Below are 14,945 nucleotides of genomic sequence, written 5' to 3'. Positions count from 1 at the left end.
TTAAGCTTCTTTACTGTTCGAGTCAGACTCGTTTTCTTCCTGATCGTCCTTTTTTTGCGGACTGATAAGGCCTTGTGTCGCTTCACTCAATGCCTGCTCGGCAGCCTTGTGGGTGTCATCGATGGCTTGCTTGGCCGACTCGGTGGCCTTGCCCAAGACCTGCTGAGCACTTTTCTCGACCTGATCGCAACCACTGATCATTACCAAGGTAAGCGCAAGCAACGATGCCGCGCCCAGGGAATTGAGCTTCATCATGTATTCCTCGTTAGAACCATTGGGTCCAAATAGTGGCCCCGCGATAGCGAGGCATTCTATGCACGCGAACACTTCAGTAAAATTCGTATTTTTCTAGCATATACTTCGGTTTTTACGAAGTGATGGCTGCCATGCTCAATTACCGACAATTGCACTACTTCTGGGTCGTGGCCAAAACCGGCAGCATTGTGCGCGCCTGTGAGCAACTGAACCTCACGCCCCAGACCATCAGCGGGCAGATCAGCCTGCTGGAGCAAACCTTCGGTATCGCGCTGTTTCAACGAGTCGGCCGCCAGTTGGAGCTGACCGAAGCCGGACGCCAGGCTCTGCCCTATGCCGAGCACATGTTCCAGACCGGCAATGAATTGGAAGCAATGCTGCGCGCGCAACCCGATCAACAGCAGATTGTGTTCCGGGTCGGTGTGGCGGATGTGGTGCCCAAGTCCATCGTCTACCGTCTGATCGCGCCGACCATGGAGCTGAGCGAGCCGCTGCGCATCACCTGCCGCGAAGACAAACTCGAACGCCTGTTGGCCGACCTGGCGATCCAGCGCCTGGACCTGGTGATCTCCGACAGCCCGATGCCGTCGCACCTCGACATCAAGGGCTACAGCCAGAAATTGGGGGAATGTGGCATCAGCTTTTTTGCCACTCAGGCATTGGCCGACCAACATGGCGGCGATTTCCCACAGTGCTTGCACGGCGCGCCGCTATTGATTCCAGGCGCGGAGACGGTAGTGCGCAGCCGCTTGCAACGCTGGTTCGCCGAGCAGCAGATCCAGCCGAAGATCATCGGCGAGTTCGATGACAGCGCCCTGATGCAGGCGTTTGGCCAATCCGGCAGCGGGATTTTTATCGCTCCCAGCGTGATTGCCGAGGAGGTGGTGCGCCAGTACGGCGTGGCGCTGATCGGTCAGACCGATGCGGTCACCGAGTCGTTCTACGCGATCTCGGTGGAACGCAAGGTCAAGCACCCCGGCATCGTGGCGATTACCGAAGGGGCAAGGCGCGAGCTGTTCACCGCCCTGCCCTGAAGGCTCAGGCCCCGGACGCGACCGGCTGTTTGGCGGTCATCAGCCACAGCGCCAGCAGGATCGACACCAGGATAAACCCGGACGCCGCAAAGCCCAGACTGCCCAGGCCAAAGGTGTCGATGACGTGCCCGCCGACCAACGCCCCCAAGCCAATCCCCAGGTTGGCCCCGGCAATGTTGAGCGACGCGGCGAACGCCGGCGCATGGGGCGCGGCCTTCATCAGTCGCACGTGGCTGACCAGGAACATCGCCGCTTGGGTCACGCCCCACACCGCCATCGCTGCCGCCAGGCCGACGGTGGAGTGAATCGCCGGCACCAATGCAACCATGCCGGCGATCATGAAACCGCAGAACACCATGGACGCGATCAACGGGTGGCGATCCACAGCGCGGCCGCCCAAAGAGTTGCCAATCAGCCCGACAGCACCAAAGCCCATCAGACACCAGCCCACCAGTGTCCCGTCGAAACCGGCCAGGCGTTCAAGGATGTCCGCCAGGTAGGTATAAGCCGTGAACATGCCGCTGAACACCAGGATCGACAGCAGGATATGACCCTGCATCAAGGGGTTGCGCAGGATCTTGAACTGCGAGCGCAGTGTCACTTCGTCGTTTTTCGGTTTCGTCACTGGCAAGTAGATAAACAGCAGCAAAGCCTTGGCCAACGCCACCACAGCCAGGATGGCGAACGCGGTACGCCAGCCGAACATATCGGAAATCAGCGTGCCCACCGGGATGCCAAATACCGTGGCGCAGACAATGCCGAAGCCGATCTTTTCAATGGCACGCCCGGCGTATTCCGGGCCGACGATGTCCACCGCCGTTTCGCTGGCCAAGGCCCAGAACACCGGCAAGCCCAGGGCCGGAATCAGACGCGCCAAGGCCATTACCCAGATATTCGGCGCCAGCGCGGCCACGGTGTTGGCTGCCGCGAACATGATCAGGATGGTGATAAACAGGCGCTTGCGCGGGAAACGAGCGCAGTACGCCGTTAGGAAAGGCCCGAACGCCGCTACGGTAAACGCGAACAGCGTCACCAGCAGCCCCGCCTGGGACACGCTGACATTCAGGTCCCGGGCAATCGACGGCAGCAGACCGACGATGATGAATTCTGTGGTCAGCACGGTAAAGCCGGCGGCCGACAGCAGCAGGATGGGAAACAGCATGAAAACTCCAGAAACAACGACATCAACGACAGCCCGGAGGGCCCGCTGACGGATAGGAAAGTTGAGAGGGGGCGAATCTTAACAGAGTATGTCCGGAGTTGAACAAGGCTCGCCGCCGTGGGTGACGGAATGCCGCACTAAACGGGACATGTCCTACAGCATGCTAGACTCGCCGCCTGCTTCCTACAGCGCTTTCGCCTGCAATGCTGCGCCCTACTAAAAAAACTAGAGACAACTGTTTATGACTCCTGCCCCTTCCCTCCTCCAACGGCTGACACGCGTCAGCCTGGTCACGCAAATCGTCATCGGTTTGATCGCCGGCATTCTGCTGGCATTGCTGTTGCCTGAAGCCGCCAGAGCCACCGGATTTATCGGCAAAGTGTTTGTCGCCGCGCTCAAGGCAGTCGCGCCGATATTGGTGTTTGTGCTGGTGATGGCCTCGATAGCCAACCATAAACACGGCCAGGAAACCCATATCAAACCGATTCTGTTCCTGTATTTGCTGGGCACATTCGCCGCCGCCGTGGTGGCGGTGATTGCAAGCATGTGGTTTCCCTCGCCGTTGGTGCTCGTCACCCATGACGCCGCCGTCAGCGCTCCCGGCGGTATCGACGAGGTGCTGCAAAGCCTGCTGCTCAGCGTCGTGGACAACCCGATCAGCGCGCTGATGAACGCCAACTTCATCGGCATCCTGGCCTGGGCGATCGGCATGGGCATCGCCATTCGCCATGCGGGCGAAACCACCCGCACCGTGCTCGACGACCTCTCCAACGGCGTGACCCTGATCGTGCGCGTAGTTATCCGCTTCGCCCCCCTGGGTATTTTCGGCCTGGTCGCCTCGACCCTTGCCACTTCCGGTTTCGGCGCCCTGCTCGGCTACGCGCACCTGCTGCTGGTGTTGATCGGCTGCATGCTGTTCGTGGCCTTGGTGGTCAACCCGGCTATCGTGTTCTGGAAGCTGCGCCGCAACCCCTATCCGCTGGTGTTGATGTGCCTGCGCGAGAGCGGCATCACCGCGTTCTTCACCCGCAGCTCCGCAGCGAACATTCCGGTAAACCTGGCGTTGAGCAAACGCCTGGGCTTGCATGAAGACACCTATTCAGTGTCGATCCCGCTGGGTGCCACCATCAACATGGCCGGCGCCGCGATCACCATCACCGTGCTGACCCTGGCCGCCGTGCATACCCTGGGCATCAACGTCGACCTGCCGACCGCCGTGCTGCTTAGCGTGGTCGCAGCCGTGTGTGCGTGCGGCGCATCAGGCGTGGCCGGGGGTTCGCTGTTGCTGATCCCGCTGGCGTGCAGCCTGTTCGGTATTCCGAGTGAAATCGCCATGCAGGTGGTGGCCGTCGGCTTCATCATCGGTGTGCTGCAGGATTCGGCGGAAACTGCGCTCAACTCCTCCACCGATGTGCTGTTCACCGCCGCTGCGTGCCTGGGCAAGGAAGAGCAACCAGCTTAACGTTCGCGCACAAAAAAACCGGGGCGATTCCAGAGGGAACTGCCCCGGTTTTTTTATGGAAGCTTAGAACGCGCCCATGTAGTCACGCTTGCCCACTTCAACGCCGTTATGGCGCAGCAAGGCGTAAGCGGTGGTGACGTGGAAGAAGAACTGCGGCAGGCCGTAGGTCAGCAGGTAGGACTGGCCGCTGAAGCGCTTCTCTTTCGGGGTGCCTGGGCGGGTGATGATCTCGATACCTTCTTTGCCGTCGACTTGCTCAGGATTGATGGTGTCGACAAACGCCAGGACCTTGGCGATCAGCGCTTGCAGGTCGGCGAAGGTCACTTCGCTGTCTTCGTATTTAGGCACTTCGATCTCGGCCAGGCGCGCAGAAACGCCTTTGGCGAAGTCGACGGCGATCTGCACCTGGCGCACCAGTGCGAACATGTCCGGGAACAGACGCGCTTGCAACAGAGCGTTGGGTTCGATGTTCTTGGCAGTAGCGTGGGCTTCGGCCTTGTTCAGCACATCGCTGAGGGCGTTAAGCATTTGCTTGAAGACTGGGATGGAGGCGGCGTACAGGGAAATAGTCATGACAGTCTCATCGGTAATGGCAGGGTTGGAACCAGCAGCGATTATAGCCATGCCCGGCGCTTGTCTTTTATTTTTTCAGGATTACGCTAGTGGCCTTCACTGCATAGGGAACGCGCGATGACCGCCGAGCACGACACCGACACCCCTGAGCCGCGCCTGAACAGCACGGAAATCCGCATTCTGGGCTGCCTGATCGAAAAACAGGCAACCAACCCGGAAACCTACCCCCTGACCCTCAACGCCCTGGTGCTGGCCTGCAATCAGAAGACCAGCCGTGAACCAGTGACAAACCTCAGCCAGGGCCAGGTCGGGCAAAGCCTGCGCGTACTGGAAGGCCAAGGCTTCACCCGCCTGGTGATGGGCAGCCGCGCAGACCGTTGGGAACACCGTGTGGACAAGGCACTGGAGCTAGTACCGGCGCAGGTGATCCTGATCGGGCTGCTGTTTTTACGTGGCCCGCAGACCGTCAATGAACTACTGACCCGCAGCGGACGCATGCATGATTTCGAAGATGCCGAGCAGGTGGTGCACCAACTGGAACGCCTGATTGCACGCGGGTTGGCGCTGCTGGTGCCGCGTCAGTCGGGGCAGCGGGAAGATCGGTATACCCATGCGCTTGGGAATCCGGCGGATATCGAGGTAATCATCGCGGCGCGAGGGAATCCTGTGGAGCGCGGGGCTGGAGTGTCTGTGGAGCGTATTGAAGAGCTGGAAGCGCGGATCGCAGCGCTGGAAGAGCGCCTCGCACAGCTGGAACAGGCATAACTCGGTAAAAACTGTGGGAGGGGGCGGTTCAGTTGGATCAGATTTGACTGACACACTGCTATCGGGAGCAAGCCCCCTCCCACAGTTGGTTGGATTCCAGTCCGGCAATGTGTTGATCGTGAATGCGTAAAGTTAAAGCTAAGTAACTGCTCCCCTGAAGATCAACATGTGGGAGGGGGCTTGCTCCCGATGGCGGTGGCTCAGTTGGAACAGCTTGTACTGACTGAGCGCTATCGGGAGCAAACCCCCTCCCACAGTTGAGTGGATTCCAGTCCGGCAATGTGTTGATCGTGAATGCGTAAAGTTAAAGCTGAGGAACTGACCCCCCCTGGAGATCAATATGTGGGAGGGGGCTTGCTCCCGATGGCGGTGCTTCAGTTGGAACAGCTTGTACTGACTCAGCGCTATCGGGAGCAAGCCCCCTCCCACAGTTGATTATCAGCGATCTTCAGCTCCGGGCAAAAGCCACGGCTTTTTCGAACTGTTCCGGGGTCGGCCGCACGCCCGTGTAGAGCACAAACTGCTCCAGCGCCTGGATTGCAATCACTTCCAGCCCAGTAATGACGCGCTTACCTTGGGCCCGTCCACGCACGATCAAAGGCGTTTCGGCGGGAATCGCCACCACGTCGAACACCGTCTCGGCGTTATCAACCGCATCCGCTTCAAACGCCAACGCATCTGCCTCGGCGCCGCCGGTCATGCCAATCGGTGTCACGTTGACCAGCATCTGCGGGCGCAGGTCGCCCAGTTCAGCCAGCCACTCATACCCCAGGCTCTGCGCCAGCGCCTTGCCCGCTGCTTCATTGCGCGCCACGATTACGCCATTGGCATAACCGCCGTCACGCAAGGCGCTGGCCACGGCCTTGGCCATACCGCCGCTGCCGCGCAGGGCGAACGTGGAGTCTTTGGGCACATCGTGCTTTTTCAGCAATTGCTCGATGGCGATGTAATCCGTGTTGTAAGCCTTCAGATGCCCGCCGGTATTGACGATGGTGTTGAGGGAGGCGATGGCCTGAACCGAATCGTCGAGTTCGTCCACCAAGGCAATAGCGGCCTCCTTGAACGGCATCGACACCCCGCAACCACGAATGCCCAACGCCCGGATACCGCCTATCGCTCCCGGTAAATCTTGGCTGCTGAACGCCTTATAGTAGAAATTCAGACCCAACTGTTCGTACAGGTGGTTATGAAAACGCAGGCCAAAATTCCCGGGGCGGGCCGACAATGACATGCACAGCTGGGTGTCCTTGTTGGGGTGCATCTGCATGGATAACTCCTTTGAGTAAGCAAATCGGTACAGACCTTACACAACCTTTACCTAGCGGCCGTGCTGTTTTTCAGAAATACGTTGTCTTAAAAGTATCCCCGCGACATTACTTGAGTCTATTGACTGCAGACCACAAGCGCAGGGGCCAACCGAGGAATGACCATGATTCGTAAACTCCCCAAGATCGCCTTGCTGGTAGGTGCACTCGCTATGGCCGGCCAAGCCTCCGCCCACGGTGGTGGATGGGGTGGCCCGGCCGTCTTGGGTGCACTGGTCGGCGCCGCCGTGGTGGGCTCCGTGGTTGCCAGCCAACCCCGTGAGGTCTATGTGCAGCAGCCGGTGTACGTGCAACCGCAGCCGGTGTATGCCGCGCCGCCACCGGTCTACTACGCACCGCCTCCACCTGTGTATGTGCAGCAAGAGGTGTATTACCGCCCGGCCCCCGTCTATTACGGCCCACCGCGTGGTTATTACGGCCCTCCCCACGGCTACTACCGTCACGGCTGGTAAGCCCTTATCTTCATGTTCGAAACAGGCCTCGCCCAACAAGCGAGGCCTTTTTTGTACACAACGACCGGATTTATCGTGCCAAGGTCGCTCTGAGGACAATGGCCAAGCGACAATCGCGCACTATTCAGTTCGAAAGTCTACTTGCCCGACCGGGGCTCACGCTGTCATGTTTGTGTCACGACACACTCCCACTATCCATGCAGTCCACCCAATAACAACAAGGACGACAGACCATGCCCACACAAAACCCGCACCGCACCGCTGGCCTCTGTACGTCCAGCAAGGTCTACAGCGCCCTCACGGAACTCAAGCACCTGGAAGGCCACCGCACTGCAAAATTCCTGGCGTTGCTGGCGGAAAACCTCGTGCGCAAAGGTCTGCTCAATGAGCAGGAAGTGGTGAGCATGCTCGATCAGGTAGTCGACTGACGTCTCTTGTTGATGTCGACTATTGAGCCAGGTGATTTTTCTTAAGCCGCTAGGCCCCTTAAGGTGACCCCCATAGCGATTGGAGGCCCCTTATGCCAACTGTTCAAATCATGTCTGTCATCGGCAGCGCCGTCCCCGCCCCTCTTCGGGAGCTGGGTTTGCTTGCCTGCTGGTACCTGGTACGCGACGGCGAAACCATCAGCGGCCCACTCACGTCCCTGTCCGCCGCCGAAAAACAACTGCAAAACGCCTCGAATTTCCGGCTCCACGCCTGAGACTTATGGCAATGGCAGCTTGACCCGAGGCTTACTTTCGACAAACAGCGCCCAACTGGACATGAACAGCGCCGCCACCAGCGGCCCGATCACAAACCCGTTGAGGCCAAACACCGATAAGCCGCCCAGCGTCGAGATCAGGATCAGGTAGTCCGGCATCCTGGTGTCTTTGCCCACCAGGATCGGGCGCAGCACGTTGTCCACCAGCCCAATCACAAACACGCCAAACAAGCTCAACACGATGCCCTGCCAAATCGAACCGCTCAGCAGGAAGTAGGCGGCCACAGGCCCCCACACAATCCCCGCGCCCACCGCTGGCAGCAACGACAGAAACGCCATCAATACCGCCCAGAGCAACGCACTGGGAATGTCCAGGAACCAGAAAATCAAACCACCCAGTGCCCCTTGAGTCACGGCCACCAACACGTTGCCCTTGACCGTGGCACGCACCACCCGATTGAACTTCAGTTGCAACCGGCGCTTCTGCGGCTCGGCCAGCGGCACTGCCGTGCGCACTTTGCGCACCAGTTCCGGACCGTCGCGCAGCAGGAAAAACAGCAGATACAGCATGATGAAAAAACTCACCAGGAAATCAAACGTTCCCTGCCCAAAGCTGAACGCCTGGGAAGCGAAGAACTGGCTGCCCTGCATCGCGCTCTTGACGATATTCTCACGCAGCCCCTCAAGGTTACCCATGCCAAAGCGGTCCAGCAGGTGCTGGAAGTAAGGCGGCAGGAAGTGCTTGAACTGCTCGATATAACCGGCCACGTCGAGCTTGCCACTCTCGATGTTTTTGTAGAGCGTCGCGCCCTCTTGCACGAGCAAGGCGCTGGTGATGATCACCGGTAGGATCGCGATCACCAGGCACACCATCAAGGTACTCAGGGATGTAAGGTTGCGGTTCCAGCCGAACCGCTGCTGCAGGCGGCGCTGCATGGGGGCAAAGATGATGCCGAGGATCACGGCCCAAAACACCGCACCGTAGAACGGCAGCAATATCCAGATAAAGGCGATGGTCACCAGGACCAGCAGCAGCAACAGGGTTTTGAATTGCAGGTTGGTTTGATTCATGTTCGATCCATGTCAAAAAAGCAGGGCGCGCGTTTGCGTCCCGGTGCTTAGTCCCCCGCAACTCCTGGGAGTGCCATCTTTGTTGAGGTAAGCGTAGACCCAGATCAATAAAGCCTTGCGCCGCTTCAACTACCCTCGCGCCTTTTTGCGACCCAAGCCCATGCCTCCTATCATCGCCCCCGAACTGCTCGCCCCCGCCGGCACCCTGAAAAACATGCGCTACGCCTTCGCCTACGGCGCCGATGCGGTGTACGCCGGCCAGCCGCGCTACAGCCTGCGCGTGCGCAACAACGAATTCGACCACGCCAACCTGGCCCTCGGCATTGACGAGGCTCATGCACAGGGCAAGCGCTTTTACGTGGTGGTCAACATCGCGCCGCACAACGCCAAACTCAAAACCTTCCTCAAGGACTTGGCCCCGGTCATCGCCATGGGCCCGGACGCACTGATCATGTCTGACCCTGGCCTGATCATGCTGGTGCGTCGGCACTTTCCGATGATGCCGATTCACTTGTCAGTGCAGGCCAATACGGTGAACTGGGCCAGCGTGGAGTTCTGGCAGCAGCAAGGGATTTGCCGAGTGATCCTGTCGCGGGAACTGTCACTGGAAGAGATTGAAGAAATCCGCCAGCAGGTGCCGGCCATGGAGCTGGAGGTGTTTGTGCACGGCGCCCTGTGCATGGCCTATTCCGGGCGCTGTCTGCTCTCGGGCTACATGAACAAGCGCGACGCCAATCAAGGCAGTTGCACCAATGCCTGTCGCTGGAAATACCAGGCCACACCGGCGGTGGAGAACGCCACGGGGGATATCGTCCAGGAGTATCAGCCGACCCTCGGGATGGGCGCACCGACTGATCAGGTGTTCCTGTTGCAGGAGGCCAACCGTCCCGATGAGCAGATGCCCGCCTTCGAAGACGAACACGGCACCTACATCATGAACGCCAAGGACCTGCGCGCGGTGCAGCACGTAGAACGCCTGACTCACATGGGTGTGCATTCGCTGAAAATCGAAGGCCGCACCAAGTCCCACTTCTACTGCGCACGCACCACCCAGGTGTATCGCCAGGCCATTGATGATGCAGTGGCCGGTCGCGCGTTTGATCGCGGCTTGATGATTAATCTGGAGTCCCTGGCCCAACGCGGCTACACCGAGGGTTTTCTGCGCCGCCATGTGCACGATGAATACCAGAACTACCAGAACGGCAGCTCAGTATCCGAGCGCCAGCAGTTTGTGGGCGAGTTGACCGGCGAGCGCCGGGGCGACCTGGCCGAGGTCAAGGTTAAAAACCGCTTTGCCGTGGGTAATCACCTGGAGCTGATGACCCCCGCCGGCAATTTCCACTTTGACCTGGCCGACTTGCGCAACGCCAAGGGCGAAGCCATCGAGGTCGCGCCGGGGGACGGACACACAGTGTATGTGCCGCTCCCGGCCCAGATGGACTTGCGCTTCGGCTTGCTGATGCGCGACGTTTAAATCCGGAACTGCCCGACCAATTGCCCCAAACGATGCCCCAGATCCGCCAGGCTGCGAGAGGTCTGGGCGCCCAATTGGGTTTCGTCTGCCACGCTGTCCACCGCCACGGCAATCTGGTGCACGCTGCGGTTGATCTCTTCGGCCACAGCGGTCTGTTCTTCGGCGGCGCTGGCGATTTGTGCGTTCATTGAATTAATGGTGCCGATCAACTGGGCCATGGTGTCCAGGGATGCGCCAGCCTGATTGGCCTGGGCCGAAGTGCCGTCACCGGCATCGCTGGAGCGGCGCATCGCGTCCACGGCGGCGACCGTGCCTTTTTGCAGGCGGTCGATCATGCCCTGGATTTCCTGGGTGCTGGTCTGGGTGCGACTGGCGAGGGCACGTACTTCGTCGGCGACCACCGCAAAACCACGGCCGGCCTCCCCTGCCCGCGCGGCTTCAATCGCCGCGTTCAGGGCCAACAGGTTGGTCTGCTCGGCAATCGAACGGATTACGCTCAATACGCTGACAATCGACGCCACATCCTGCTGCAGGCTGTCGAGGGATACGCCGCTGCTGCGGATATCGCTCACCAGTGCATGGATCTGCGCGATGCTGCCATCCACCACCCGCTTGGCGGCCTGGCCTTCGGCGTCGGTTTGTTGCGCCGCCACGGAGGCGCCCTGGGCACTGCGCGCCACTTCTTGCGCAGCCGAGGACATCTGGTTGATCGCGGTGGCCACCTGGTCGGTCTCGTGGCGCTGGCGTTCCATGGCCTGCTCCGAGCGCTGGGCCTGGTCGGACACCTGGCTCACCAGCCCGGTCAGTTGCGCGGTCATTTCGGTGATCTGGCGCACCAGGCCGTGGATCTTGTCGACAAACCGGTTAAACGCGCCGGCCAGCTCGCCCAACTCATCCTGACTGGTGATGGCCAGGCGGCGGGTCAAGTCGCCTTCACCGGCCGCGATGTCATCAAGGTTGGCTTTCATCAGGTGCAGCGGACGCAGGATGGTATTGGCCAGCAGCATGCCCACGGCGGCAATCACCAACAGCACCACCGCGGCCACGCCAAGGATGCTCAGCAACACGCCTTCCATGCGCTTTTCTACCTTGGCCTCGACCACTGCCACCTGGGCTTCGATGCCGTCCAGGTTCACCGAGGTACCGATGACCATGTCCCACTTGGGCAGGTATTCGGTGTAGCCGAGCTTGGGCACCAGTTCGGTCTGGCCGGGTTGGGTGGAGCTGTATTGCAGGTAGTGGCTGCCGTCCTTACCGACCTTGACCAAGTCGCGGTTGACGTAGACGCCGTTGGGGTCACGGTTGTCCTTGAAACTCTTGCCCACGCCGTCGGGGCTGTTGCCCTTGAACAGGCGGATGGTCTCGGAGTCGTAGCCGAAGAAGTAACCGTCCTTGCCGTAGCGGGTGTTGGACAGCAGCTTGACCACCTCGGCGCGCGCCGCTGTGTCGCCAGGTGCGGCAGCGTCGTAAAGCGGCTTGATGGTGGTCATGGCCACTTCTACATAACTTTGCAGAGTGGCCTTCGCGTCGTTGAGCAGGCGCTGGCGGGTTTCATCCACCTCGTTGCGCGCCTGCCCCTGGAGGATCCATACGGTGGTCAGGCTGATCACCACGGCAAACAGCAGCACCGGCACGATCGCGAGGGACAGTACTTTGGCCTTCAAATTCAGACGCATGGCTTTTCTCTCTTATTAGGCGACTTGAGAGGTTATCGACCAACGTCAATGAATCTGTAGATCAGAGCGTCATCGCCGCAAACCAGCCAAATGCCAGCAACGGGATGTTGTAGTGCAGGAACGTCGGCACCACGGTGTCCCAGATATGGTGATGCTGGCCATCGATATTCAGGCCGGAGGTCGGGCCGAGTGTCGAGTCCGACGCCGGTGAACCGGCGTCGCCCAGCGCCCCCGCCGTACCGACGATGCACACGATGGCCATCGGGCTGAAGCCCAACTGCACACACAGCGGCACAAAAATCGCGGCAAGGATCGGCACCGTGGAAAACGACGAGCCGATGCCCATGGTCACCAACAGGCCCACCAGCAACATCAACAACGCACCAACCCCACGGCTGTGGCCGATGAACACCGCCGAGGTTTCCACCAGCGAGCGCACGTCGCCGGTGGCCTTGAGCACCTCGGCAAAGCCTGAGGACGCAATCATGATGAAGCCGATCATGGCCATCATCTTCATGCCTTCCGTGAACAGGTCGTCGGAGTCGCGCCAGCGCACAATCCCCGACACCGAGAAGATGAGGAAGCCAGCCAAAGCGCCGATGATCATCGAGTCCAGCCACAGTTGAATGATGAACGCCGAGGCAATCGCCACGCCGGCCACCATCAGGGTCAGCGGGTTGTACTGAACGGCCACCTGCTCGACCCGCTCGATTTTTTCCAGGTCATACACGCGCTTTTTGCGGTAGCTGATAAAGACCGCCACCAACAAGCCAACCACCATGCCCAGGGCGGGCAGGCTCATGGCGTGGGTCACGTTGACCTGACTGATGTCCACCCCACTGTTGGCCACATTGGCCAGCAGGATCTGGTTAAGGAAGATGTTGCCGAAGCCCACCGGCAGAAACATGTAGGGGGTGATCAGGCCGAAGGTCATTACGCAGGCAACAAGGCGGCGGTCCAGTTGCAGCTTGGTCAGCACGTACAACAGTGGCGGCACCAGCAGCGGGATAAACGCAATGTGGATCGGCAGGATGTTCTGCGACGCAATCGCGACTGCCCACAGCAGGCCGATCAACAGCCATTTGACGTGGCTGCCGCCGCTGGCTTCCTGGCGGTCGACCAGCAACAGCGCCTTGTCCGCCAGGGCGTGGGCCAGGCCTGACTTGGCAATCGCCACCGCGAAAGCGCCGAGCAATGCGTAGGACAACGCCACGGTCGCACCGCCGCCCAAACCGCCGTTGAAGGCTTTGAGCGTGGCTTCGATGCCCAGGCCACCGGTCAACCCGCCCACCAGGGCGCCGACAATGATGGCGATGACCACATGCACGCGGGACAGGCTGAGCACCAGCATGGTGCCGACCGCGGCGATGACTGCGTTAATCATGGTTACCTCAAGCAGAAACATAAAAAACAGGCATGCCCGCGCCCAGGTGGCCATTGGCTGGCGACCCGCGTGCAGGCTTTAAGGAGGTCTTATTAGAGGGCGCGCACTTTGCAGCAGGTAGGGCTACATGTCAAAAAACGACACCGATTTCAGATTTAAATTGATTGTTTGAATAAAGAAGCCTTCACAGCGGCCGATAAACTGACTCTATGTGCTTTCAGGTTAAGGATGTCCCGATGTCGCTCAGGCAGCTCTCCATTCAATGGAAAATCACCCTGCTCGCCGGTCTTTGCCTGCTAGGGATCGTGACCCTACTGGTGGGTTTGTCGCTGTATCGCATGGCGCAAAGCTCGGAGCAGGTCCAGGCGTCCAGCATGCAGATGCTCAACACCTCCGCCCAGGCACGCATCGAAGCCCAGGGCGAAGCGCAGGCGCTGGGTATTCGTCGCCAGTTCATGGATGCCTACCAATACGGCCACGGTTTTTCCCGTCAGGTCCTGTTCCTGCGCGAACAGGCCGAAAAGCGCTTCCTCGATGCCTTCGACACCCGCGAAGACCTGACCCGCCAGGTCAAGGCCGCGCTGCAGGCCAACCCGGACTTGCTGGGTTTGTCCCTGGTGTTTGAAGCCAACGCGCTGGACGGCAAGGACGAGTTGTTCGCCGATCAGGCGGAGCTGGGCAGTAACAACAAGGGCCGCTTCGCCCTGTACTGGTCTCAGCCGACTCCGGGCACACTCACCTCGATGGCGCTGCCTGAAAGCGACATGGCCGACACCAGCATCGGCCCCAGCGGTGAACCGGCAAACGCCTGGTTCACCTGCCCACGCACCACCCTCAAGCCATGCGTGATCGAACCCTACTTTTATATGATCAACGGCCAGAACGTGCTGATGACCAGCATCGTGTTCCCGCTGATGGTCAACGGCAAAGTCATCGCGTCGCTGTCGGTGGACATCAACCTCAACAGCCTCCAGGCCGTGAGCCAACAGGCCAGCAAAAAACTGTACGACGGCCAGACCCAGGTGAGCATCCTCAGCTCCACCGGTTTGCTCGCCGGCTACAGTGCGGATGCCACTCAATTAAGCAAACGCCTGGATCAAGTCGACACCGTCAGCGGCCCTAAAGTGCTCAGTGCATTGGCCAGCGGCCCACAGATCCGCAGCCTGCGCACCGACCTTCAGCTCAAGGTGCTGGCGCCGTTCGCGCCGATCCCCGACGGCAAGCTGTGGGGCGTATTGCTGGATGTGCCGGAAAAAGTCTTGGTCGGCCCAGCCGAAGCACTGAAGGCGCAATTGGATGCCGACAACGCGCGTGGCACGTTGCTGGAACTGGGCCTGGGCCTGCTGGCCGCGGTGATCGGTCTGATCCTGGTATGGCTGATGGCCCGCAGCGTGACGCGACCGATCCTCGGCGTGGCACACATGCTCGAAGACATCGCCAGCGGCGAAGGCGACCTGACACGTCGCCTGGCCTACGACAAGAAGGATGAATTGGGGCAGCTCGCGGGCTGGTTCAACCGTTTCCTCGACAAGCTGCAGCCGATCATTGCCGAAGTGAAACGCTCGGTGCAGGACGCTCGTGGCACCGCCGACCAATCCGCCGCGATTGC

General features: G+C 60.1%; 14 protein-coding genes and 2 pseudogenes. 8 read left to right on the top strand and 8 right to left on the bottom strand.

Annotation, left to right across the window (positions count from 1 at the left end; all coding sequences use genetic code 11):
* Positions 1 to 252 (bottom strand): hypothetical protein, encoded by a 252-nt coding sequence (locus tag G9Q84_RS25305; protein ID WP_032886673.1) that lies wholly within the window; start codon positions 250 to 252, stop codon positions 1 to 3.
* Between the two features lie 134 nt (positions 253 to 386).
* Here G9Q84_RS25305 and nhaR point away from each other — a divergent pair, with 134 nt between their 5' ends.
* On the top strand, positions 387 to 1,289 hold the full coding sequence (gene nhaR / locus G9Q84_RS25300) for a transcriptional activator NhaR (RefSeq protein ID WP_032886675.1): 903 nt from the start codon (positions 387 to 389) through the stop codon (positions 1,287 to 1,289).
* Between the two features lie 4 nt (positions 1,290 to 1,293).
* Here the strand turns inward: nhaR and G9Q84_RS25295 are convergent, their stop codons facing one another.
* On the bottom strand, positions 1,294 to 2,451 hold the full coding sequence (locus G9Q84_RS25295) for an MFS transporter (protein ID WP_181644272.1): 1,158 nt from the start codon (positions 2,449 to 2,451) through the stop codon (positions 1,294 to 1,296).
* Positions 2,452 to 2,692: 241 nt separating this feature from the next.
* Here G9Q84_RS25295 and sstT point away from each other — a divergent pair, with 241 nt between their 5' ends.
* A complete protein-coding gene (gene sstT / locus G9Q84_RS25290) occupies positions 2,693 to 3,913 on the top strand; it encodes a serine/threonine transporter SstT (RefSeq protein ID WP_032886678.1) in 1,221 nt (406 codons plus the stop codon).
* Between the two features lie 63 nt (positions 3,914 to 3,976).
* Here sstT and G9Q84_RS25285 read toward each other — a convergent pair whose 3' ends face one another.
* Entirely contained in the window at positions 3,977 to 4,486 is a 510-nt protein-coding gene (locus tag G9Q84_RS25285; RefSeq protein WP_181644271.1) for a DUF1993 domain-containing protein, read from the bottom strand.
* Positions 4,487 to 4,603: 117 nt separating this feature from the next.
* On the opposite strand from G9Q84_RS25285, the gene G9Q84_RS25280 reads away from it, so the two are divergent.
* Positions 4,604 to 5,251, top strand: coding sequence for a YceH family protein (locus tag G9Q84_RS25280; RefSeq protein ID WP_181644270.1), 648 nt, complete (start codon positions 4,604 to 4,606; stop codon positions 5,249 to 5,251).
* 448 nt (positions 5,252 to 5,699) lie between these two features.
* Here the strand turns inward: G9Q84_RS25280 and G9Q84_RS25275 are convergent, their stop codons facing one another.
* Positions 5,700 to 6,518, bottom strand: coding sequence for a shikimate 5-dehydrogenase (locus tag G9Q84_RS25275; RefSeq protein WP_099601852.1), 819 nt, complete (start codon positions 6,516 to 6,518; stop codon positions 5,700 to 5,702).
* A gap of 156 nt (positions 6,519 to 6,674) precedes the next feature.
* Between G9Q84_RS25275 and G9Q84_RS25270 the strand changes: the two genes are divergently transcribed.
* From G9Q84_RS25270 to G9Q84_RS25260, 3 genes are all read left to right on the top strand, one after another.
* Positions 6,675 to 7,028 carry a hypothetical protein gene (locus tag G9Q84_RS25270; protein WP_032886686.1) on the top strand — a complete coding sequence of 118 codons (354 nt, stop codon included), beginning with the start codon at positions 6,675 to 6,677 and terminating at the stop codon, positions 7,026 to 7,028.
* Between the two features lie 233 nt (positions 7,029 to 7,261).
* Positions 7,262 to 7,456 carry a hypothetical protein gene (locus tag G9Q84_RS25265; RefSeq protein ID WP_032886687.1) on the top strand — a complete coding sequence of 65 codons (195 nt, stop codon included), beginning with the start codon at positions 7,262 to 7,264 and terminating at the stop codon, positions 7,454 to 7,456.
* Between the two features lie 92 nt (positions 7,457 to 7,548).
* A complete protein-coding gene (locus tag G9Q84_RS25260; protein ID WP_032886689.1) occupies positions 7,549 to 7,731 on the top strand; it encodes a hypothetical protein in 183 nt (60 codons plus the stop codon).
* A gap of 3 nt (positions 7,732 to 7,734) precedes the next feature.
* Here G9Q84_RS25260 and G9Q84_RS25255 read toward each other — a convergent pair whose 3' ends face one another.
* Positions 7,735 to 8,802 (bottom strand): AI-2E family transporter, encoded by a 1,068-nt coding sequence (locus G9Q84_RS25255; protein WP_032886690.1) that lies wholly within the window; start codon positions 8,800 to 8,802, stop codon positions 7,735 to 7,737.
* 160 nt (positions 8,803 to 8,962) lie between these two features.
* Between G9Q84_RS25255 and trhP the strand changes: the two genes are divergently transcribed.
* On the top strand, positions 8,963 to 10,276 hold the full coding sequence (gene trhP, locus G9Q84_RS25250) for a prephenate-dependent tRNA uridine(34) hydroxylase TrhP (RefSeq protein WP_122754035.1): 1,314 nt from the start codon (positions 8,963 to 8,965) through the stop codon (positions 10,274 to 10,276).
* Here trhP and G9Q84_RS29920 read toward each other — a convergent pair.
* The 3 genes and pseudogenes from G9Q84_RS29920 to G9Q84_RS25240 form a co-directional block, all read right to left on the bottom strand.
* Positions 10,273 to 11,028, bottom strand: coding sequence for a methyl-accepting chemotaxis protein (locus G9Q84_RS29920; protein WP_401380624.1), 756 nt, complete (start codon positions 11,026 to 11,028; stop codon positions 10,273 to 10,275). The two genes, trhP and G9Q84_RS29920, sit on opposite strands and share 4 nt — an antisense overlap.
* A 102-nt stretch (positions 11,029 to 11,130) precedes the next feature.
* Positions 11,131 to 11,952: pseudogene (locus tag G9Q84_RS29915) on the bottom strand (cache domain-containing protein); the annotation flags it as partial.
* 61 nt (positions 11,953 to 12,013) lie between these two features.
* Positions 12,014 to 13,333: a Na+/H+ antiporter family protein gene (locus tag G9Q84_RS25240; RefSeq protein ID WP_181644287.1), complete on the bottom strand. Its 1,320-nt coding sequence runs from the start codon at positions 13,331 to 13,333 to the stop codon at positions 12,014 to 12,016.
* A 212-nt stretch (positions 13,334 to 13,545) separates the two neighbouring features.
* On the opposite strand from G9Q84_RS25240, the pseudogene G9Q84_RS29910 reads away from it, so the two are divergent.
* Positions 13,546 to 14,862: pseudogene (locus G9Q84_RS29910) on the top strand (methyl-accepting chemotaxis protein); the annotation flags it as partial.
* Positions 14,863 to 14,945 lie beyond the last annotated feature (83 nt).

The organism is Pseudomonas sivasensis, from assembly GCF_013778505.1.
Taxonomy (GTDB): domain Bacteria; phylum Pseudomonadota; class Gammaproteobacteria; order Pseudomonadales; family Pseudomonadaceae; genus Aquipseudomonas; species Aquipseudomonas sivasensis.
This window is presented reverse-complemented; position numbering and strand designations above follow the sequence as displayed.